Below are 21,077 nucleotides of genomic sequence, written 5' to 3'. Positions count from 1 at the left end.
CTGCCACGTGAAGCCGGCCCCCCTGCCATGGGGTTCGCCTGCGTCATCCGCCGCCTCGAAATGGGTGACCGGATGCCGCCGGGTTAGGCTGTTCGGCATGCCTCACACCCTCGTGCTGCTGCGTCACGGCAACAGCGTATGGAACCAGAAGAACCTGTTCACCGGTTGGGTCGACGTTCGACTCAGCGAGCTCGGCGAGACCGAGGCGAACCGCGCCGGCGAGCTCCTCGTCGAGCACGGTGTGCTGCCCGACGTGCAGCACACCTCGGTGCTCACACGGGCGATCCAGACGGCGAACATCGCGCTCGACGTCGCCGATCGCGCGTGGATCGACGTTCGCCGTTCGTGGCGCCTGAACGAGCGCCACTACGGTGCGCTGCAGGGCCTCGACAAGGCCGAGACGCTCGAGAAGTACGGCCCCGAGCAGTTCCAGCTCTGGCGTCGCTCGTTCGACGTGCCGCCGCCCGAGCTGGCCGACGACGCCCAGTGGTCGCAGTTCGGCGACCCGCGCTACGCCGACCTCGCCGATGGCGAGCTGCCGCGCACCGAGTGCCTGAAAGACGTCATCGCCCGCATGCTGCCGTATTGGCGCAGCGACCTCATCCCCGACCTCGAAGCCGGGAAGGTCGTGCTCGTCACCGCCCACGGCAACTCGCTCCGTGCGCTCGTGAAGCACCTCGACGGCATCAGCGACGCCGACATCGCCGAGCTCAACATCCCCACGGGCATCCCGCTCGTCTACCGCCTCGGCGACGACTTCATGCCGCTCGAGCCGGGCACGTACCTCGACCCCGAGGCTGCCGCGGCAGGCGCCGCAGCCGTTGCCGCGCAGGGCAGGAAGTAACGGCGCCCTCCGGTGATCGAGTAGCGCCGGGAACGCGAAGGGCGGGGGATGCGACATCCCCCGCCCTTCGCCGTGCCCTTGTTCGGTCAGAGCGCCGACTTCTCGGGATCCCAGTCGCCGGTCGCGAGGTACTGCACCTTCTTGGCGATCGACACGGCGTGGTCGGCGAAGCGCTCGTGGTAGCGGCTCGCGAGGGTGGCGTCGACGGTGTCGACCGCCTCGCCCTTCCACGTCTCGCCGAGCACCTTGTCGAAGACCTTGAGATGCAGGGCGTCGACCTTGTCGTCTTCGTTGCGGATCTCCTCGGCGAGGGGAACGTCTTCGCTGCGGAGCAGCTCCACGAGCTTGCGGGCGATCTCGACGTCGAGGCGGCCCATCTCGGCGAAGGTCGGACGAAGCGACTTCGGCACCACCTTGTCGGGGAACCGGTAGCGGGCGAGCTGGGCGATGTGCGTGGACATGTCACCCATGCGCTCGAGCGAGGCGCTGATGCGCAGTGCGCTCACGACGATGCGCAGGTCGCGCGCGACCGGCTGCTGCCTCGCGAGGATCGTGATGGCGAGCTCGTCGATGGCCACCGTGTTCTGGTCGATGCGGTCGTCGTCGGCGATCACCTCCTCGGCGAGGCTCACGTCGGACTCGTTGAACGCCCTCGTCGCCTTCTCGATCGATTCGGCGACGAGATCGGCGATCTCGACGAGTCGGTCCTGCACCTCGCGCAGTTCCTGCTGGAACACCTCACGCATGTACGAAATCCTTGTCTGCTCGAGCCCGCGCACGGCGAGCATGGGGTCGATCCGGCCCCGGGATATCCTCCCGGCTGCAAGTGAACAACAGGTTCTGGGACCCTGAACACTCACTAACGTACCGCCGGACGGCCGGACAACGGACTATCGGGGCCATCCGGCTCGTTAGTGTTGTGGCATGGACTCCACGTGGGTGGTGCTCACCGCACTCGCCTTCGGCATCTTCCTCGGTGCCGCATTCATGATCGTGCTGCACATGGCCGAACGCCGTGGTTCGAGTGCCGCGCGCGTCGCCGCGCCGACCATTCCCGACGGAGTCGACCACGTGCTCGAGGTGCTGGAGTCGGCCGGCGTCGTGCTCGACCCGTCGAACAACGTGCTGAAGGCCTCGCCGGGCGCCCTCGCCATGGGGCTCGTGCGCCAGCAGGCGCTCGTGCATCCCGAACTGCTCGCGTTCGTGGTCTCCGTACGCCGCGGCGGCGATCCGGTCGACACCGAGCTGAGCCTTCCTCGCGGGCCGTTCGGCGATTCGCTCCTCCGGCTGCGCGTGCGCGTGGCGCGGCTCGGCACCCGATTCGTGCTGCTGCTCGCCGAAGACCGCACCGAGGCGCATCGGCTCGACGAGGTGCGCCGCGACTTCGTCGCGAACATCAGCCACGAGCTGAAGACGCCGATCTCGTCGGTGAGCCTGCTCGCCGAGGCCCTCGACCAGGCGGCCGACGAGCCCGAGCAGGTTCGGCGGTTCGCAGGCCGGCTCTCGATCGAGGCCACGCGCCTCGCGCACATCACGAACGAGGTCATCGAGCTGTCGCGGCTGCAGGCGCGTGATGCCGTGAGGCCCGACGTGCTCGTCGATGTCGACGACGCCGTGGCGACCGCGGTCGACCAGAACCGGGTCATCGCGGCAGCGAAGCGTGTGGACATCGCGGTGCGCGCGTCGACGGGCGCCCAGGTGTACGGCGACCGGGCCCTCATGGTGGTGGCCGTGCACAATCTCGTCTCCAACGCGATCGCCTATTCGAACGAGGGCGGCCGTGTCGGGGTGGGCGCCAAGGTGAACGGCGACCTCGTGGAGATCGCCGTCACCGACCAGGGCATCGGCATCGCCGAAGACGAGCTCGACCGGGTGTTCGAACGGTTCTACCGAGTCGACCAGGCACGCGCGCGCAACACGGGCGGCTCAGGGCTCGGGCTCAGCATCGTGAAGCACACGGTGCAGAATCACGGCGGCGACGTGCGCGTGTGGTCGCAACCCGGGCGCGGATCGACCTTCATGATCCGGCTTCCCGTGGCCGAGGCCGCCATCGAGGCCGACGGCGCCGAAGGTTCTGACACCGTCGTGACGGATGTCGCACCAGCAACGACGGCGAAGCTCGCCGTGAAGAACCGAGGAGACCGCACGTGACCCGCATCCTGCTCGTCGAAGACGAGATCGCGCTGAGCGACCCGCTGAGCTTTCTGCTCGGACGCGAGGGGTACGAGGTGGAGGTCGCCGATGACGGCCCTTCGGCCGTCGCCGCATTCGACCAGCGCGGAGCCGACCTCGTGCTCCTCGACCTCATGCTGCCCGGACTGCCCGGCACCGAGGTGTGTCGTGAGATCCGCACGCGGTCGACGGTGCCGATCATCATGCTCACGGCCAAGGATTCCGAGATCGACATCGTCGTGGGGCTCGAGCTCGGTGCCGACGACTACGTGACGAAGCCGTACTCGACGAGGGAGCTCCTCGCTCGCATCCGTGCCGTGCTGCGACGCCGGCTCGAGGTCGAGGAATTCGACGAGGCCGTCATCGAGGGTGGCCGGGTGCGCATGGACGTCGACCGGCACACCGTCGAGGTCGATGGGGTGCCGGTGCCCATGCCGCTCAAGGAATTCGAACTGCTCGAACTGCTCATGCGCAATCCGGGCCGGGTGCTCACGCGGGGCCAGCTCATCGACCGGGTGTGGGGCTCGGACTACTTCGGTGACACCAAGACTCTCGACGTGCACATCAAGCGCATCCGCTCGAAGATCGAGGTCGCACCGTCAGAGCCCGTGCAGCTCGTGACCGTGCGCGGCCTCGGCTATCGCTTCGAAGCCTGAGGAACGCGGGCGCTCTCCCGGGGGAGCCGCGTGAGCGGGCTGCAGGCCCGTTCTACGGTGCGAAGGAGGAGTACTCGGGCAGGCTGCTGTCGAGCACGGGCACGAGCTTCTCAGCGCCCTCGGCATCGCCGTACTGGAAGTACACGGGCAGGAACGTACCGGGCTCCGTGTCGATGCCCTCGAGGAGGAGCGGCTCTTCGTCGTCGCCGAGCACGAGCGACTCGCCCGCTTCGATCTCGACCTCGAGCGTCTCGGAGCCGCCTTCGCCGAACTGCACGCCGAGCGAGACATCCTCTTCGCCGGTGTTGACGACCGTCATGATGAGGTTGCCGTCGACGCCGTCGTCGCTCACGATGAGCACGTTGCGCAAGTCGAGGTCGCCGACGTTGGCAGCGATGCCGTCGCTCGGGGTGTAGGCCTCGGTGGTGGCCTGGTAGGTGAGCATCGCGCAGCCGCTGTTGCCCAGTGCGAGACCGAGAGCGAGAGCAGCGGATGCCGCAAGACGCGCCTTCACAGAACCTCCAAGTACGAGCGTGCGCACGGGCTCCGATGGCCCGTGCACGAAGGGATCGAGACCGAGTGTAGCCTACGGCCCGGCCCCGCTCCGGAGGGGTGGCGAACCTTAGCACGATCCCGATGTGATATCCTGAAAGTTGCCGAAAGGACATTCATTCATGCTTTTTGAGGTTGGCGAAACCGTCGTTTACCCCCACCACGGAGCCGCAACGATCACCGAGGTGAAGAAACGGATCATCAAGGGTGAAGAGAAGCTCTACCTCAAGCTGAACGTCACGCAAGGCGACCTCGTCATCGAGGTTCCGGCTGAGAACGTCGACCTCGTCGGCGTTCGTGACGTCATCGGCAAAGAGGGCCTCGACAAGGTCTTCGAGGTACTGCGCGCTCCCTTCACCGAAGAGCCCACGAACTGGTCTCGCCGCTACAAGGCGAACCTCGAGAAGCTCGCCTCCGGCGATGTGATCAAGGTCTCCGAGGTCGTGCGCGACCTGTGGCGTCGCGATCAGGATCGCGGTCTCTCCGCGGGCGAGAAGCGCATGCTCGCGAAGGCACGTCAGATCCTCATCTCCGAGCTCGCGCTCGCCGAGAAGACCGACGAAGAGCAGGCGTCGACCGTGCTCGACGAGGTGCTCGCCTCCTAGGCGCAGCACTTCCGATGCCGTCGATGGCAGTATTCGGCGCGCCTGCTGAACCGGTCGGGGATACGCTCGACTCGTGAGCTCCGTGACCATCGCCGTCATCGTCGTCGCCGCCGGCAGCGGCACCCGTCTCGGGCATTCCGAGCCCAAGGCGTTCGTGCCGCTCGGCGGCGACACCATCCTCGGCGTCGCCCTCGATGCCGTGCTCGGCATGCGCGAGACGCCGCACGTCGTGCTCGTCGTGCCGGCCGAACGGGCCGACGAGACGCGCGAGCGTTACGCGCCCGTCGCGGCGGCGGCATCCGCTCCGTTCGACGTGGTGGCCGGTGGCGCCACGCGCCAGGAGTCGGTCTCCCGCGGACTCGCCGTGCTGCCCCGCCTCATCGACACGGTACTCGTGCACGACGCCGCGCGTCCGCTGACTCCGCCCGACGTCTTCGAGGAGGTCGCCGCGGCCGTCCGCGCTCGGGGGCGGGGGGTCGTGCCCGCGCTCGCGGTGGTCGACACCGTCAAGCGCGTCGACGCCTCAGGGCGAGTGCTCGAGACGGTCGACCGCTCCGAGCTCGCCGCGATGCAGACTCCGCAGGGCTTCCCGCGAGGTGCGCTCGACTGGGCGTACTCGCACGCCCACGAGGAGTACACCGACGACGCTGCGCTCGTGGCATCCACGGGCCTCGAGGTCGACGTCGTGCACGGCGACACCCGCGCGTTCAAGATCACGCTCCCCGCCGACCTGCACCGCGCCGAACAGCTCGTCGCCGAGCGCGAGGGCGAGACCGCCGTCGCGGGCGCGGCGCCGGCCGGCTCCGGTAACGGAGGCACGCCGCGCGTCGGCACCGGAGTCGACGTGCACGCCTACGCCGACGACCAGGCTGTACCGCTCTGGCTCGCCGGATTGCACTGGCCGGGGGAGCGCGGACTCGCCGGCCACTCCGACGGTGACGCCGCCTGCCATGCGATCTGCGACGCGCTCCTGGCCGCTGCCGGCCTCGGCGACGTCGGCGCCATCTTCGGCACCGGCGACCCTGCACTCGACGGCGCTCACGGCGAGGTGTTCCTCCGCGAGACACTGCGGCGGGTGCGGGAAGCGGGCTTCGTGATCGGCAACGTCTCGGTGCAGCTCGTGGGCAACCGCCCCAAGCTCGCGCCCCGCCGGGCGGAGGCCGAGGCGCTGCTCTCCGGCATCCTCGGCGCCCCCGTGAGCGTCGCGGCGACGACGAGCGACGCGCTCGGCTTCACGGGCCGCGGCGAAGGCGTCTCCGCGATCGCGACGGCATTGCTCATGCCCGCCTGAAGCGCTCGCCGTTGCGCCCGCCGCCGCGCAGCCCACCGGCGCTGCACTGCGCCCGCGTCACACGTCGGACGCCCGGATCGTCGCCGGTAGGCTTGGCGGGTGACCGTGCGACTCTACGACTCCAAGGCCCAGGCCCTGCGTGACTTCGTGCCCCTCCGCGAGGGGCACGTCGGCATGTACGTCTGCGGGCCCACGGTGCAGTCGAGCCCGCACATCGGACACCTGCGCAGCGCGCTCGTCTACGACATCCTGCGCCGTTGGCTCGCGTATCGCGGCTACGACGTCGCGTTCGTGCGCAATGTCACCGATATCGACGACAAGATCCTCCAGGCCGCGAGCGAGGAGCGCGCCGAGGAGTGGTGGGCGCTCGCCTACCGCGTCGAGCTCGAGTTCACCGCCGCCTACGCCTCACTCGGCATCATGGCGCCCACCTACGAGCCGCGCGCCACCGCGAGCGTCGCTCAGATGCAGGAGCTCATCGCCCGCCTCATCGAACGCGGACATGCGTATGCGGCACCGGATGACTCGGGCGACGTCTACTTCGACACCTCGAGTTGGCCCGCCTACGGCGAGCTCACCCGCCAGTCGCGCGACCACATGGAGGCCGCCGCCGACGCCGACCCTCGCGGCAAGCGCGACGGCCGCGACTTCGCCCTCTGGAAGGGCACGAAGCCCGACGAGCCGGCATCCGCGAGCTGGAGCTCGCCGTGGGGCGGGGGGCGTCCCGGCTGGCACATCGAATGCTCGGCGATGGTCACGCGCTATCTCGGCGCCGAGTTCGACATCCACGGCGGCGGACTCGACTTGCGCTTTCCGCACCATGAGAACGAGCTCGCCCAGTCGACGGCCGCCGGCGATGCCTTCGCGCGCTACTGGGTGCACAACGGGCTCGTGAACGTCGGCGGGCAGAAGATGTCGAAATCGCTCGGCAATTCCGTCTACGCGTCCGAGTTGCTCGAGCTCGCCTCGCCCCTCGCCGTTCGCTACCTGCTCGGCGCTGCGCACTACCGCTCCACCCTCGACTACCTGCCCGGCTCGCTCACCGACGCCGAAGCTGCCGTCGATCGACTCCGCGCGTTCCTCAGCCGGGTCGAGCGACGGCTCGCCGGCACGCGGTTCGCGGGCGTCGGCAGCCCCGTCATCCCCGACGCGTTCGGCGAGGCCATGGACGACGACCTCGGCGTGCCGCAAGCGCTCGCCGTGCTGCACGACACCGTGCGCAGCGGCAACCAGGCACTCGACGACGAGGAGCTCCACGACGCCGCCGTCGCACACGGGCAGGTCGTCGCGATGGTCGAGGTGCTCGGCATCGACCCCCGCGACCCGCAGTGGGCGACCGACGCCGGGCCTGCGGCATCCGCCCTCGACTCGCTCGTCACCCGCCTCATCGAAGATCGCCAGGCCGCGCGAGAGTCGAAGGACTACGGCGCGGCAGACCGGATCCGAGCGGAGCTCACAGCCGCCGGGATCACCATCGAAGACAGTCAGACCGGAACGCATTGGAGCCTCGGATCATGAAGGGCAATACCGGAAAGCCGCGCGCCGGAGCAGTGCGCAAGAAGGGCAAGGGCCAGAAGGTCGGCACCGGAGGCCACGGGCGCAAGTCGCTCGAGGGCAAGGGGCCGACGCCGAAGGCCGAGGAGCGCAGCTACCACGTCGCCGGCAAGCGCAAGGCGGCCCAGGAACGACTCGCGGCCACCGCCGGCGGCCGCGGGGCGAAGCCGGCGCAACGCGCCGGGCAGCCGCGCGGGGCATCCGGCGCCGCCCGGCGCTCGAAGGCGGGCGACGAGTCCGAGATCGTGACCGGCCGCAATTCCGTGGTCGAAGCGCTGCGCGCGCACATTCCCGCCTCGACGCTCTATCTCGCGTCTCGCGTCGAGATGGACGACCGCGTGAAGGAGGCCCTGAAGATCGCGACCCATCGCGGCATCCCGATCCTCGAGGTCATGCGACCGGAGCTCGATCGGCTCGCCGGCGAGGGCGGTGTGCACCAGGGCCTCGCGCTCAAGGTGCCGGCCTACGAGTACGCGCATCCCATCGAGCTGCTCGACGAGGTGCTCGCGCGCGACGAGACGCCGCTCTTCGTCGCCCTCGACGGCATCACCGATCCGCGCAACCTCGGTGCGATCATCCGATCGACCGCCGCGTTCGGCGGGCACGGGGTCATCGTCCCGCAACGCCGCTCGGTCGGCGTCACGGCCGCTGCATGGAAGACGTCGGCTGGTGCCGCCGCTCGCACGCCCGTGGCGATGGCGCCGAACCTGACGCAGACGCTCAAGGCGCTGAAGGATCGCGGCGTGTTCGTGCTGGGCCTCGACGGCGGCGGGGATGTCTCGCTGCCCGGCCTCTCATGGGCCGACCGGCCGATCGTGGTCGTCGTCGGCAGCGAGGGCAAGGGACTGTCGCGCCTCGTCACCGAGACGTGCGACGCCATCGTGTCGATTCCGATCGAGGCGGCGACCGAGTCGCTGAACGCCGGCATCGCGGCATCCGTCACCCTCTACGAGATCTCGAAACTCCGCGCGGAGCAGTGAGCGACTGGCGCCTCAGACCTTGAGGCGCCAGTCGTCTTCGTCGTCGGGATCGATCGCACTGATCGCGGCCGTATCGGTGGGAATGGTCTCGATCGGCAGCGTGAACGCACCGGTCGGCGGGTCGATCACGGTCGCCTCGTCGCGGCGGTGGCGCAGCACGTTGTTGACGTACGAGGTGACGGCTTCGGCGAGCGGCACGTCGCTGGCGGACTGCTGCGCGAGATACCAGCGGTGCTCGAGCAACTGGTGGAACACCTCGGCCGGTTCGAGCTTGCCACGCAGTTCGGTGGGGATGGCGCGCACGACGGGCTCGAAGACGCGCATGAGCCACTCGTGGGCGACCATCTCCTCGTCGAGATCGGCCTTGCCGTAGGCGGCTCGGTACGAGTCGAGGTCGTTCAGCAGGCGCCGTGCCTGGTTCTCTCCGGCATCGAGGCCCGTGAGCCGCAACAGGCGGCGCTGGTGGTGGCCCGCGTCGACGACCTTCGGCTGGATGCGCACCGTGGTGCCCGTGCCGTCGGTCTTGATCGCGAGCTCCTCGATGTCGAAGCCGAGGTCGTTCAGCCGGTTCACGCGCTCGTTGATGCGCCACCGCTCCGCCCCGGGGAAGGATTCGGGCCCGGTGAGCTCGGTCCAGAGGCTGCGGTAGGCGTCGACGATGCCGTTGGAGATGTTGACCGGGTCGAGCTCGTCGGCGACGCGGCCGCCGGCCTCGAGATCGAGGAGCTCGCCGGCGATGTTGACCCGGGCGATCTCGAGATCGTTCTCGCGCTGCCCGTTCGAGAGGCCGCCGGAGTACAGCTTGCCGGTCTCGGCGTCGACGAGGTACGCCGCGAATGCGCCGGCATCGCGACGGAACAGGGTGTTCGAGAGCGACACGTCGCCCCAGAAGAACCCGACGATGTGCAGCCGCACGAGCAGCACCGCGAGCGCGTCGACGAGTCGGGTCGCGGTGTCGGGGCGGAGCGTCTGCGAGAACAGGGCACGGTATGGCAGGGAGAACCGGAGATGCCGGGTGACGAGCACGGGCTTCAGCGCATCCCCTTCGGAATCCGTGCGATTGGTGATGACGGCTGCAGGCTCGACGCAGGGGATCTCGAGGCGCTGCAGCGTGCGCAGCATCTCGTACTCGCCCTTGGCCATGTCGTCGGTGGTCTCCTTGATGGCCACGATGTGGCCGCTCAAGTGGGCGAAGCGCACGAGGTGTCGCGAGATGCCCTTCGGGAGCGCCGCGATGGTCTCGTTGGGCCACGCCTCGAGGGGGAGATCCCACGGAAGGTCGAGAAGCGCCGGGTCGGCCATGGCCGACGTGATGGAGAGAGAACCGCTCATTGTCGCTTCAGCGTATCCAAAAATGCCGATGCCGGCCGGGTCGCCCCGGCCGGCATCGGCGTTCAACAGGTGAACGATCAGCTCACCACGGCCTTCTTGCTGAGACGGAGGCCCGACTCGGCGTCGAAGATGTGCACGTGGTGCGGCGTGGCCGTGAGGTACACGCGCTCGCCCGCGTTCGGGTGCATGCGGCCGTCGACGCGAGCGACGATGTCGGTGCGCTTGCCCTCGACCGTGGAGTGGCCGTAGAGGTACCCGTCGGCGCCGAGCTCCTCGACGAGGTCGACGTCGACCGCGAGGCCCTCGCCCTCGTGGGGCGACACGACGATGTCTTCGGGACGCACGCCGATGGTCGCGACCTTGCCGGTCGACTCGGCGAGCGTCTCGCGGTCGACGGGCACCGTGGCGGTGCCGAACATGATGCCCTCGTCGACGAGGTCGGCGTGGAACAGGTTCATGGCCGGCGAGCCGATGAAGCCTGCGACGAACACGTTCTGCGGCTTCTCGTAGAGGTCGCGCGGGGTGCCGACCTGCTGCAGGATTCCGTCTTTCAGCACGGCGATGCGGTCACCCATGGTGAGCGCCTCGGTCTGGTCGTGCGTGACGTACACCGTGGTGACGCCGAGACGACGCTGGAGCGAGGCGATCTGGGTGCGGGTCTGCACGCGGAGCTTCGCGTCGAGGTTCGACAGCGGCTCGTCCATGAGGAACACCTGCGGCTGGCGCACGATCGCGCGGCCCATGGCGACGCGCTGACGCTGGCCGCCCGAGAGCGCCTTCGGCTTGCGAGCGAGGTAGGGCTCGAGGTCGAGGAGCTTCGCCGCCTCGAGCACCCGAGCTGCGCGCTCCTCCTTGCCGACGCCCGCGATCTTGAGCGCGAAGCCCATGTTCTCGGCGACGGTCATGTGGGGGTAGAGCGCGTAGTTCTGGAAGACCATCGCGATGTCGCGATCCTTCGGGGGCACGTCGGTGACGTTGCGGTCGCCGATGAGGATGTTGCCTTCGTTGACCTCTTCGAGACCCGCGAGCATGCGGAGCGAGGTCGACTTGCCGCAGCCGGAAGGGCCGACGAGTACGAGGAACTCGCCGTCTGCGACCTCGAGGTCGAGCTTGTCGACGGCCGGGCGATTCCCGCCGGGGTAGAGGCGGGTGGCCTTGTCGAACGTGACTGACGCCATGGTTCTGTTCTCCTTCACCGGCAGGTACGTGCCGGACGATCCGTAGTGATGGACTGCGTCGACGTCGACGCCCACCCAGTATCGCACGCGCTCGCGGCGTCGTCGTACGCGTGTGGGGAATCCCCCTTGCCGTGCGACGTGACGGGATGCAGCCGGGACACGGCTCGCGTGCGGCATCCGTTTGGGGAATTCCCAGACGCCAGACCTACTATCGTGGGTGCGTTCGCTCGCATATGAGCGCGCCCCACAGCGACCGGAGTGACCATCGATGACCAGCGGCGGAAATCAGCCACGCCCCACCCGTAACGATCGCAGAGAAGCGGCACGGGAGAAGGCCAAGGCCCTCCGGGAGGGGCAGAAGAAGCGGGAACGCCGCAACAAGGTGTTCATCCAGGGCGGCATCATCGTCGCGGTCGTCGCGATCGGTGCGCTCATCTTCACGCTGATCATGCAGGGCCAGCGGCCCGATGGCCCGGGCCCGCGCAACATGGCGAGCGACGGCATCGTGCTCGTCGGCGGCGAGTCCGGAATCGAGGCCGTCGAGACGCCGGCCCTGAAGCCCCAGGCCACCCCCACGCCCTCCGTCCCCGACGACAGCGGCACGGTCGCGAACATCGTCATGTACATCGACTACCTCTGCCCGTTCTGCGGGCAGTTCGAGGAGACGAACTCCGAATCGATCCGCACCATGGTCGAGTCGGGCGCCGCGACCCTCGAGGTGCACCCCATCGCCATCCTCACCAACAAGTCGGCCGGCACGCAGTACTCGCTGCGCGCGGCGAACGCGGCGGCATGCGTCGCGAACTCGTCACCGGAGTCGTTCTTCGACTTCAACGAGCTGCTCTTCGCGAACCAGCCCGAAGAGGGCTCCACGGGGCTCACGAACGACGAGATCAAGGGCCTCACGAAAGAGGCCGATGTGAGCTCGCGCTCCACGGTCGAGAAGTGCATCGACGACGTGCAGTTCAAGGCCTGGGTGCAGGATGCCACGAACCGCGCACTCACCTCGCCGGTGCCGAACTCCGACCTCGAGTCGATCACGGGCACTCCGACCGTGCTCGTGAACGGCAACCAGTACCAGGGCTCGCTCGACGACCCGGCCGAGTTCCAGTTGTTCGTGCTCCAGGCGGCCGGCCAGAGCTTCGAGGAGAACCCGACGCCGACCCCCACGCCGACGCCCGCCTCGTAGCGTCGCCGCGGCGACCGTGATCGTCCACGAAGGCCCGGCACCGTGCCGGGCCTTCGTGCTGTCGGTAGGATGTCGGGGAGGCAACACCCTCGCCGCCTTGGCGCAATTGGTAGCGCACCGCTCTTGTAAAGCGGTGGTTGCGGGTTCGAGTCCCGCAGGCGGCTCCACATGAGCACACACCCCCACGCCGAGCGCGCACGACTGCCGCTCTGGCTCGCGGTCGTGTTCGCCCTCGCGTGCGGGGCGCTCACGGCGGTGCAGTCCCGCATCAACGGGCAGCTCGCCGGAGCGATCGACGACGCCTTCACCGCGGCCGCCATCTCCTTCGGCAGCGGGCTCGCGATCCTCCTCGTGAGCCTCGCCCTCTGGCGGCCTGGTCGTGCCGGATTCGCGCGCGTCGGCGCAGCGCTGCGCGAGCGCCGCCTCGCGTGGTGGATGGTGCTCGGCGGTCTCTCGGGGGCATGGTTCGTCACGACGCAGGGCCTCTCGGCCGGGGTGATCGGGGTCGCGCTCTTCACGGTCGCGATCGTCGCCGGCCAGACCATCGGCGGCATCGTCTTCGACCTCGTCGGGCTCGGGCCGGGCGGCCGGCGGCCGCTCACCGTCACCCGTGTCATCGGCGCCGTGCTGGCGCTCGCCGCGATCGGCTGGGCCGTGTCGGCGCAACTCGCGCACGAGGTGCCGCTCTGGCTCATGCTGTTCCCATTCCTCGCCGGCATCGCCGTGGGCTGGCAGCAGGCGGTGAACGGCCGCGTCAAGATCGAGGCCGGCAGCGCCCTCACGGCGACCGTGTTCAACTTCGCGGTCGGCACCGCCGCGCTCGTCGTCGTCGTGCTCGTGCACGCGGCGATCGCCGGCTGGCCCGAGTCGCTGCCGAGCGAGCCGTGGCTCTACGCGGGCGGAGCCATCGGCTGCATCTTCATCGCCGGCCAGGCGGCGCTCGTGCGCATGGTGGGCGTGCTGCTGCTCGCGCTCTGCGGAGTCGCGGGGCAGCTCGCCGCGGCGCTCACGCTCGATCTCGTGCTGCCCACCGGTGGGCGCGCGGTCGATGTCGCGACCGTCGGCGGCACGGCGCTCGCCCTCGTCGCAGTCGTCGTGGCGAGCATCAGGTGGTCGCGCCGCAAGCACGTCGCGGCCCTGCCGGCCGGCCAGGCGGAGCGGGCGTCAGTCGAGTGAGCTGAATCGGCCGGCCGCGATCGAGCCGTCGCGTTCGCCGCGCGGGCGGGAGATGCGTCCGCCGACGTAGAGCCAGCCGAGCAGGCGCTCGTGTTCGCCGAGCCCATGCATGCGAGCGACGAGCGGATGCCGCGTGTAGGGCCCGGTGCGCCACATCACGCCCCATCCGGCTTCGTCGAGCAGCAGGCTGAGCACGTGCCCGACGCCGGCTGCCGACGCCTCCTGCTCCCACTCGGGAACCTTCGGGTGCGTCGTGGTGGCGGCGACGATCGCGAGGAGCAGCGGCGCCCGGAGCGGCTTCGCCGCCAGGCGTGACGCGTGCTCTCCTTCAAGGCCGGCCGCGGCGGCGAGGGCCTCGCCGAGCCTGGCGCGCGCCGCTCCGCGGAGCGCGATCACCCGCCAGGGACGGAGCGAAGCGTGGTCGGCGACCCGTGCAGCGGCCTCGAGCAGCGACACGATCGTGTCGTCGTCGGGTGCGGCATCCGTCACCTTCGACGACGACCGCCGCGTGAGCGCAGCCTCGCGCGCGGATGCCACGCTCAGGGCTCAGCGGTGAAGTCGAGGGCGATCGAGTTCATGCAGTAGCGATCGCCGGTGGGCGTGCCGAAGCCGTCGGGGAAGACGTGGCCGAGGTGGGAGCCGCAGGCCGCGCAGCGCACCTCGGTGCGCACCGTGCCGAGGGAGGTGTCTTCGAGGAGTTCGACCGCCTCGGGCCGTACCGACTCGTAGAAGCTCGGCCATCCGCAACCGGAGTCGAACTTCGTGCCGCTCTTGAACAGCTCGGCGCCGCACGCCGCGCACGAGTAGACACCGGCACGCTCCTCGTCGAGGAGTTCGCCGGTCCACGGCCGTTCGGTGGCCGCCTCGCGGAGCACCGCGAACCGGTCGGCGTCGAGCTCGGCGCGCCATTCCTCATCGCTCTTGTTCACGCGGTATTCCATGAGCACTCCTCTCGGCGTCGGCCACGATGGCCCCACCATGCTCGCAGGTCTTCCTGCACAGAACTGCAACGTCGGCCGGTGGCCGCCTGTTCCGCGCCTCACACGCCGTCGCCGCTCGGCTCACTCCATGCCCGAGGTGCCTAGGATGTGCTGCAGGCGGACCATCCGCCGCGACGGGAGGAACGGATGAGCGCCGAGCGCGTGCCCGCCCACCGCGACGAGCCGGCGCTCGACGAGCGGGAGATGCAGATCCTCGCGTTCGAGGCGAGAGCGTGGCAGCACCCCGGTGCGAAGGCCGACGCGATCAGGGAGGAATTCGGACTCTCGGCCGCCCGCTACTATCGGATTCTCGGCGAGCTCATCGACTCGCCGTCAGCTCTCCGGCACGACCCGATGCTCATCAAACGACTCCAGCGGATGCGTGAGGCGCGTGTGGCGGCGCGCTCCCGGCGTTCGCTCTCGATCGGCCGATCGCTCGATTGAGCCGGCCCCGAACCCGACGACTGGACCCATGGCGCAGAAGTTCCCCCGCGATCGATTCGACTCCATCCCGCACGGCATCGAGCGGGTGGGGGCGCATCGTGCGCCTGCGCGTCGTGGCGCCAGGTGGGTGGCGTTCGGCTGGGCTGCACTCGCCACGGTCGTGCTCGCGGCCGTGGGCATCGGCGCCGTCGTCATCTCCAACGATCGCCTGAACTTCCTCGCACCGCCCGTGGCCACCCCGACCCCCGAGCCGGTCGCCACCGCCGCGCCGACGATCGCCCCCGACATCGCGGTGCTCGTGCTGAACGGCACGGCCACCTCGGGGCTCGCAGCGCGGGCCGCCGAGACCCTCACTGCAGGCGGCGTGCCGGTGGGCACGACGGCGAACGCGAGCACGAGCGACCTCACCGAGACCGTCGTCTACTACACCGCGGCCGAGCTCGAGGGTGCCGCCCGGGGCGTGGCCCAGCTCCTGCCCGAAGCCGACGTGCGGCTCTCCGACCAGTTCGCCGGAACCGAGACGCCACTCGTCGTCGTGCTCGGATCCGACTACGCAGACGCCACGACAGGCTGATCTCGAGCGAATCGTTGCCAATCTGCGACCATTCCTTGCGTCAAGACTCTTGTGCCCGCGCGTCACGTCGTTAGTATCTGGAATTGGTCGCTCAATCCCGTGTGAACTCCCGGTACCGCCCGCGGTGCCCGCCGCACGATTCTGGGGCCCGGTACAGGCGACAGGCACGTGCCGATCCACACACAGCAATATGGGAGCAACGCATGGCGAACGGAACCGTCAAGTGGTTCAACGCTGAGAAGGGGTACGGCTTCATCACCGTCGACGGTGACGGCCAAGACGTCTTCGTCCACTACTCTGCGATCGATATGTCCGGATACAAGGTGCTCGAAGAAGGCCAGCAGGTCGTCTTCGAGGTCGGCACGGGTTCCAAGGGTCCGCAGGCCGAGGCGGTTCGCCCCGCCTGAGTCGCGCTGATGAACGCGTCGCCGGCAATCCGGCGGCGCGTTCGCGCATCGCCGGCACTTCGGGAAGGGCGCGCCGCGGTGGCGCCCTCGTCCGGCGCGCTTCGCGACTACCATGACGCCATGAGGGGGCCGGCTGGGGAGCCATCGCGACGACGACTCGCGACGCTCGGTGTGCTCGCGGCATCCGTGATGCTGCTCGTTGGATGCCAGAGTGCTGCACCCGAACTCGGTCCGGCGCCCAGCGAGCCCGGTCGCCCCGGCGCCACCACCCCGACCATCGCGGTGTCGTTCGCGCCGTTGCGGGGAACGATGATCGAAGCGCCGCTCGGCCATCCCGCCCTCAGTGTCAAGATCGACAACCACGTGGATGCGCGGCCGCAGATCGCCCTGAATCGCAGCGACATCGCCTTCGAGGAGCTCGTCGAGGGCGGCATCACGCGATATCTCGTCGTGTGGCACACGGATGTGCCCGACGAGGTCGGACCGGTGCGCTCGATCCGCCCGATGGACCCCGACATCGCCACTCCGTTCGGCGGCATCATCGCCTACTCCGGAGGGCAGGAGCACTTCGTCAACATGATGAGGTCGACGCCGCTCGTCAACGTCGTGTTCGACTACGACGACACCGGCCTGTTCCACCGCGCAGATGATCGGCCCGGGCCCCACGACGTGATCCTCGCCGGCCGTGAGGTCGTGGCGCGCAACTCGGAGCTCGCGCCGCCGCCCGTGCAGTTCGCCTACGGTTCGGCCGATCCGCTCGCCGCGCCGTCGCTCGCGGCGGGCCCCACCTCGCGCATCGACCTCGTGTTCTCCGAGGCGCGGTTCCCCGGGTGGGAGTGGGATGCCGCGGCATCCGTCTGGCTGCGCCTGCAGGAGGGCGAGCCCGACGTCGAGGCGTCGGGTGAGCGTGTGCGGACGACGAATGTGGTGACCCTGCGCGTCGGAATCGACTGGACCTTCGGCGAGGTGCCGCGCACGATCATGATCGGCTCGGGCGAGGTGTGGGTCTCGGTCGGCGGTCGCACTGCACACGGCACGTGGTCGAAGGATGCCGCGGCCTCGCCGATCGTGCTCACCGCCGACGACGGCAGCCGGCTGCGGCTCGCACCCGGAAACACGTGGGTCGAGCTCGTTCCGAACGAGGGATCGGTGACGTTCGCCCCGTAGGGCGTCCAGCTGCGTCGTTCGCGACCTTCGTGCGACGGCGTGTCTGACGGGCGCTGCCGAGGCGGCTCGAGCTCGCTTGCACTCGCGGCGGTCGAGTGCCAGAATCTTCTTAGCACTCACTCGTTTTGAGTGCTAACCCAACGAATCTTTGAAGACGTCCGGGAAAGGACGAGAAACACACATGGCAAAGATCATTGCTTTCAACGAGGAGGCCCGTCGCGGCCTCGAGCGTGGCCTCAACCAGCTCGCCGACGCGGTGAAGGTGACCCTCGGCCCGCGTGGCCGCAACGTCGTGCTCGAGAAGAAGTGGGGCGCGCCCACCATCACGAACGACGGTGTGTCGATCGCCAAGGAGATCGAGCTCGACGACCCGTACGAGAAGATCGGCGCCGAGCTCGTCAAGGAGGTCGCGAAGAAGACCGATGACGTCGCCGGCGACGGCACCACCACGTCGGTCGTCCTCGCCCAGGCACTCGTACGCGAGGGCCTTCGCAACGTCGCCGCAGGCGCCGACCCGATCTCGCTGAAGCGCGGCATCGAGAAGGCCGTCGCGGCCGTCACCGCCGAGCTGCTCTCCGCGGCCAAGGAGATCGAGACCAAGGAAGAGATCGCGGCCACCGCATCGATCTCCGCCGCCGACCCCGAGATCGGCGCGATCATCGCCGAGGCGATCGACAAGGTCGGCAAGGAGGGTGTCGTCACCGTCGAGGAGTCGAACACCTTCGGCACCGAGCTCGAGCTCACCGAGGGCATGCGCTTCGACAAGGGCTACCTCTCGGCCTACTTCGTCACCGACCCCGAGCGCCAGGAAGCGGTCTTCGAAGACCCGTACATCCTGATCGTCAACAGCAAGGTCTCGAACATCAAGGACCTGCTGCCGATCGTCGACAAGGTCATCCAGACCGGCAAGCAGCTCCTCATCATCGCTGAGGACGTCGACGGCGAAGCGCTCGCGACCCTCGTCGTGAACAAGATCCGCGGCATCTTCAAGTCGGTCGCCGTCAAGGCTCCCGGCTTCGGCGACCGTCGCAAGGCGCAGCTCCAGGACATCGCGATCCTCACCGGCGGCCAGGTCATCTCCGAAGAGGTCGGCCTCAAGCTCGAGAACGCAACCCTCGACCTGCTCGGCCAGGCCCGCAAGGTCGTCATCACCAAGGACGAGACCACGATCGTCGAGGGCGCGGGCGACCACGAGGCCATCGCCGGCCGCGTGGCGCAGATCCGTGCCGAGATCGAGAACACCGACTCGGACTACGATCGTGAGAAGCTCCAGGAGCGTCTCGCGAAGCTCGCCGGCGGCGTCGCCGTCATCAAGGCGGGCGCTGCGACCGAGGTCGAGCTCAAGGAGCGCAAGCACCGCATCGAAGACGCCGTCCGCAATGCGAAGGCCGCCGTCGAAGAGGGCATCGTCGCCGGTGGTGGCGTCGCCCTGATCCAGGCCGGTGCACGTGCGTTCGCGACGCTCGAGCTCACGGGCGACGAGGCGACCGGTGCGAACATCGTGCGCGTCGCGATCGAGGCTCCGCTCAAGCAGATCGCCCTGAACGCAGGCCTCGAGCCGGGCGTCGTCGCGAACCGGGTCGCGGGCCTGCCCGCGGGTCACGGCCTCAACGCCGCGACCGGCGAGTACGGCGACCTCATCGCGCAGGGCATCATCGACCCCGCCAAGGTGACCCGTTCGGCGCTGCAGAACGCCGCGTCGATCGCCGGCCTCTTCCTCACGACCGAGGCCGTCGTCGCCGAGAAGCCCGAGCGGAACCCGGTTCCGGCCGGCGACCCCACGGGTGGCATGGACTTCTAGTCCGAACCGATCTCCGGCCCTCGGGCCCCGATCGACACGAAGGGCGTCTTCCTCCGGGAGGCGCCCTTCGGCGTGTTCGGGGCGAGCTCACCGATGAGGGCGCAAGGCGTAGTGAAACCGTTATCCGCAGAGACCTCTCGAATGCGTGAGGGATCGTTACCGTCAGCACATGATCCTTCACCGCTTCGCGGCCCACCTCACCGTCGGCCTCGTCGCGCTCTCGCTCGCCGGATGCGTCGCGTCAGAGCCGAAACCGACGCCCACCGGGGCGGCGACGCCCGCCCCGACGCCGACGTCTGATCCGGTGGCGGCAGGGCCGACTCCTCGCATCGACGCCACGTGCGGGGACCTCCTCGACGCGAGCGCGCTGCAGGCCTTCGTCGGGGTGAGCGGGCAACCGCTCTCGGCCGTCACCGCAGCCGACCGGTTGACGCCGGATGCCGCAGCGGTCGAACAGCTCGGCGCGCTCACGTGTCGATGGACCAACGGGCTCGAGGGCGACCCCTTCACGGCGCCGGAACTCAGCATCCAGGAGATCGAGCTGAGCATCCTTCCCGAAGGACTCGACGCGGCGATCGAGTACGTCGACCTCTACCAGATCGCGGATCCCACCTACGGAGAACACGTGCAGGGACCTCGATGCGTCGACCCCGTCGGCAGTGCGACGTTCGGGAACTGCGAGCTCTTCGGGGTGATCGGGCAGACGTGGATCGAGTTCCACGTGAGCGGAATCGTCGCCGCCGAGGGACCGGGCGAGGACGAGCTCGTCGCCGGCTTCAGGGGCATCGTCGACCCGATGGTCGCGGCGGTCGCTGCGATGACGCCGCGTGAGCGCTGGGTGCCGGAGACGAGCAGCATGATCGGCGACTCCGAGTGCGACGCCCTCGCGCCGACCGATGAGATCATCGGCATCACGGCGATCCCGAACCTCCGTGTGGGATTGCAGTGGGACGGACCGCATGTCGGGCAGTACTGGTACGGCACGCAACAGGTCGGCGCGATGCGCTGCTCACTCGGGCTGTCCGACAGTGACGCGGCGGTCGGGCAGATCGGCATCCTGCCGAGCGGAATCTGGGGGTTCGACCGCTACCGCGATGCATGGATCGATGCGGGCGGCACGCCCGTCGAGCTCACAGGGGTCGAGGCCGGGCACGCGATCGCCCGCTGCGCCGACCCGGCACGTGCGTGTCTTCTCGACTTCACCGTCGCCGGAGACTGGGTGCGCGTGCTGGTCTACCCGGCGCCGAGTTCCGGGAGCGATGGTGGGCCACCGGCGGGCTACTTCGTGTCGGCGCGGGCAGCGGTCAGCGAGATCGCGTCCCTCGTCGCGGGCCGGATCGCCTCGCACTGACTCGGCGACACCATCGGGCATCGAGCACGTCGGACTCGCGGTCGACCCTCGTCGAGGGCTTACTCCTCGCGCGGCCGGCCCAGGTGGCCGAGCACCGCCACGACGATCGTGATGGCCGCCGAGAGTGCGATGCCGAAGGCGATGTGCACGTTGAGCACGAGCGCGCCGACCGCGGCTCCGGCGCCGATGAGGGCGATAGCGCCGGCGCGTCGCCGCCACGGGTGCTTGTCGACGCGGGAGCCGAAGACCGAGTCGGCAGCGAGGCCGGTGATGGTCGAGGTGACGACGACCGTCGTGACATCCTTCACCGCGATGTGGCGTGCCGCGCCCGCCTGCGCTCCCATGGCGAGGCCGAGCGCGGTCGTGACGCCGAGCAGCACCGGTTCGGCGGGATCTTCGAGCACGATCATCGTGACGCCCGCCGCGACGAGCACGAGTGCGACCAGGGAGAACACCACGGTCGTGCTCCTGCTCCACCCGGCGACGAGGTCGCGGAGCAGGCGGCCGGCGACTGCGGCACCGACCATGAAGCCCGCGAGGGCGAGCACCGGGCCGATGATCGGCAGGTCGTCGGCGCCGGTGAGGGCCATGCCCAGGATGACGATGTTGCCCGTCATGTTGCCCGTGAACACGCGGTCGAGGCCGAGGTAGCCGACGGCGTCGATGACGCCGGTCGAGAAGGTGAGGGCGAGCATGAGGCCGAGGTGTGTTCCGGCGGGATGGCGACGCATGGTCGAGATCACGGGGTCTCCTTGCAGGTCGGCCCCGTGTCGACGCCGTCGGCGAGCACCGGGCGGGCGGGACGGTACTCTCGACCAAGGATG

General features: G+C 69.2%; 22 protein-coding genes and 1 tRNA gene. 16 read left to right on the top strand and 7 right to left on the bottom strand.

What is annotated here, in order from left to right:
• The first annotated feature begins 97 nt into the window (after positions 1-97).
• Positions 98-844 (top strand): phosphoglyceromutase, encoded by a 747-nt coding sequence (locus tag J7E25_RS03570; RefSeq protein WP_214868045.1) that lies wholly within the window; start codon positions 98-100, stop codon positions 842-844.
• 86 nt (positions 845-930) lie between these two features.
• Here J7E25_RS03570 and phoU read toward each other — a convergent pair whose 3' ends face one another.
• Complete coding sequence (gene phoU, locus J7E25_RS03565) at positions 931-1,590, bottom strand: phosphate signaling complex protein PhoU (protein WP_214868043.1); 660 nt, start codon at positions 1,588-1,590, stop codon at positions 931-933.
• 178 nt (positions 1,591-1,768) lie between these two features.
• On the opposite strand from phoU, the gene J7E25_RS03560 reads away from it, so the two are divergent.
• A complete protein-coding gene (locus J7E25_RS03560; RefSeq protein WP_214868041.1) occupies positions 1,769-2,995 on the top strand; it encodes a cell wall metabolism sensor histidine kinase WalK in 1,227 nt (408 codons plus the stop codon).
• Positions 2,992-3,672, top strand: coding sequence for a response regulator transcription factor (locus tag J7E25_RS03555; protein ID WP_214868040.1), 681 nt, complete (start codon positions 2,992-2,994; stop codon positions 3,670-3,672). Before J7E25_RS03560 ends, J7E25_RS03555 begins: the two co-directional genes overlap by 4 nt.
• Positions 3,673-3,724: 52 nt before the next feature.
• Here the strand turns inward: J7E25_RS03555 and J7E25_RS03550 are convergent, their stop codons facing one another.
• Complete coding sequence (locus J7E25_RS03550; protein WP_214868038.1) at positions 3,725-4,186, bottom strand: hypothetical protein; 462 nt, start codon at positions 4,184-4,186, stop codon at positions 3,725-3,727.
• Positions 4,187-4,346: 160 nt separating this feature from the next.
• On the opposite strand from J7E25_RS03550, the gene J7E25_RS03545 reads away from it, so the two are divergent.
• The 4 genes from J7E25_RS03545 to rlmB all read left to right on the top strand — a co-directional run bounded on the left by J7E25_RS03545 (position 4,347) and on the right by rlmB (position 8,654).
• Entirely contained in the window at positions 4,347-4,829 is a 483-nt protein-coding gene (locus J7E25_RS03545; RefSeq protein ID WP_056734541.1) for a CarD family transcriptional regulator, read from the top strand.
• 73 nt (positions 4,830-4,902) lie between these two features.
• Positions 4,903-6,120, top strand: a complete 1,218-nt coding sequence (ispD, locus tag J7E25_RS03540; RefSeq protein ID WP_215009342.1) for a 2-C-methyl-D-erythritol 4-phosphate cytidylyltransferase — start codon at positions 4,903-4,905, stop codon at positions 6,118-6,120.
• 99 nt (positions 6,121-6,219) lie between these two features.
• Positions 6,220-7,638, top strand: a complete 1,419-nt coding sequence (cysS, locus tag J7E25_RS03535) for a cysteine--tRNA ligase (protein WP_214868037.1) — start codon at positions 6,220-6,222, stop codon at positions 7,636-7,638.
• Positions 7,635-8,654, top strand: a complete 1,020-nt coding sequence (rlmB, locus tag J7E25_RS03530; RefSeq protein ID WP_214868036.1) for a 23S rRNA (guanosine(2251)-2'-O)-methyltransferase RlmB — start codon at positions 7,635-7,637, stop codon at positions 8,652-8,654. The genes cysS and rlmB overlap by 4 nt, the downstream gene beginning before the upstream one ends.
• Positions 8,655-8,666: 12 nt before the next feature.
• Here the strand turns inward: rlmB and J7E25_RS03525 are convergent, their stop codons facing one another.
• Complete coding sequence (locus J7E25_RS03525; RefSeq protein WP_214868035.1) at positions 8,667-9,986, bottom strand: DUF4032 domain-containing protein; 1,320 nt, start codon at positions 9,984-9,986, stop codon at positions 8,667-8,669.
• Between the two features lie 77 nt (positions 9,987-10,063).
• Positions 10,064-11,164, bottom strand: a complete 1,101-nt coding sequence (locus J7E25_RS03520; RefSeq protein ID WP_214868034.1) for an ABC transporter ATP-binding protein — start codon at positions 11,162-11,164, stop codon at positions 10,064-10,066.
• A gap of 268 nt (positions 11,165-11,432) precedes the next feature.
• On the opposite strand from J7E25_RS03520, the gene J7E25_RS03515 reads away from it, so the two are divergent.
• The 3 genes from J7E25_RS03515 (at position 11,433) to J7E25_RS03505 (ending at position 13,529) form a co-directional block, all read left to right on the top strand.
• The gene (locus tag J7E25_RS03515; RefSeq protein ID WP_214868033.1) at positions 11,433-12,353 is read left to right on the top strand and encodes a thioredoxin domain-containing protein; all 921 of its coding nucleotides are present in this window, start codon (positions 11,433-11,435) and stop codon (positions 12,351-12,353) included.
• Between the two features lie 91 nt (positions 12,354-12,444).
• Positions 12,445-12,520, top strand: a tRNA-Thr gene (locus tag J7E25_RS03510).
• A 1-nt stretch (position 12,521) separates the two neighbouring features.
• Entirely contained in the window at positions 12,522-13,529 is a 1,008-nt protein-coding gene (locus J7E25_RS03505; RefSeq protein ID WP_214868031.1) for a DMT family transporter, read from the top strand.
• Here the strand turns inward: J7E25_RS03505 and J7E25_RS03500 are convergent.
• Together J7E25_RS03500 and msrB are read right to left on the bottom strand one after the other, a co-directional pair.
• Complete coding sequence (locus J7E25_RS03500) at positions 13,518-14,066, bottom strand: nitroreductase family protein (RefSeq protein WP_214868030.1); 549 nt, start codon at positions 14,064-14,066, stop codon at positions 13,518-13,520. The two genes, J7E25_RS03505 and J7E25_RS03500, sit on opposite strands and share 12 nt — an antisense overlap.
• Before the next feature lie 2 nt (positions 14,067-14,068).
• Positions 14,069-14,470 carry a peptide-methionine (R)-S-oxide reductase MsrB gene (gene msrB, locus J7E25_RS03495; protein ID WP_214868028.1) on the bottom strand — a complete coding sequence of 134 codons (402 nt, stop codon included), beginning with the start codon at positions 14,468-14,470 and terminating at the stop codon, positions 14,069-14,071.
• 186 nt (positions 14,471-14,656) lie between these two features.
• Here msrB and J7E25_RS03490 point away from each other — a divergent pair, with 186 nt between their 5' ends.
• The 6 genes from J7E25_RS03490 (at position 14,657) to J7E25_RS03465 (ending at position 20,253) form a co-directional block, all read left to right on the top strand.
• Positions 14,657-14,953 carry a DUF3263 domain-containing protein gene (locus J7E25_RS03490; RefSeq protein ID WP_214868026.1) on the top strand — a complete coding sequence of 99 codons (297 nt, stop codon included), beginning with the start codon at positions 14,657-14,659 and terminating at the stop codon, positions 14,951-14,953.
• A 28-nt stretch (positions 14,954-14,981) separates the two neighbouring features.
• The gene (locus J7E25_RS03485) at positions 14,982-15,527 is read left to right on the top strand and encodes a LytR C-terminal domain-containing protein (RefSeq protein ID WP_214868024.1); all 546 of its coding nucleotides are present in this window, start codon (positions 14,982-14,984) and stop codon (positions 15,525-15,527) included.
• A gap of 203 nt (positions 15,528-15,730) precedes the next feature.
• Positions 15,731-15,934 (top strand): cold-shock protein, encoded by a 204-nt coding sequence (locus tag J7E25_RS03480; RefSeq protein WP_214868022.1) that lies wholly within the window; start codon positions 15,731-15,733, stop codon positions 15,932-15,934.
• A 120-nt stretch (positions 15,935-16,054) separates the two neighbouring features.
• A complete protein-coding gene (locus J7E25_RS03475) occupies positions 16,055-17,101 on the top strand; it encodes a DUF3048 domain-containing protein (protein ID WP_214868020.1) in 1,047 nt (348 codons plus the stop codon).
• A gap of 181 nt (positions 17,102-17,282) precedes the next feature.
• On the top strand, positions 17,283-18,902 hold the full coding sequence (gene groL, locus J7E25_RS03470) for a chaperonin GroEL (RefSeq protein ID WP_214868018.1): 1,620 nt from the start codon (positions 17,283-17,285) through the stop codon (positions 18,900-18,902).
• Positions 18,903-19,071: 169 nt separating this feature from the next.
• Positions 19,072-20,253 carry a hypothetical protein gene (locus J7E25_RS03465; RefSeq protein WP_214868016.1) on the top strand — a complete coding sequence of 394 codons (1,182 nt, stop codon included), beginning with the start codon at positions 19,072-19,074 and terminating at the stop codon, positions 20,251-20,253.
• Between the two features lie 59 nt (positions 20,254-20,312).
• On the opposite strand, the gene J7E25_RS03460 is transcribed toward J7E25_RS03465, so the two are convergent.
• The gene (locus J7E25_RS03460) at positions 20,313-20,996 is read right to left on the bottom strand and encodes a YoaK family protein (protein WP_308164340.1); all 684 of its coding nucleotides are present in this window, start codon (positions 20,994-20,996) and stop codon (positions 20,313-20,315) included.
• Positions 20,997-21,077: the final 81 nt, after the last annotated feature.

It is taken from the genome of Agromyces sp. ISL-38, from assembly GCF_018613935.1.
Lineage (GTDB): Bacteria > Actinomycetota > Actinomycetes > Actinomycetales > Microbacteriaceae > Agromyces.
This window is presented reverse-complemented; position numbering and strand designations above follow the sequence as displayed.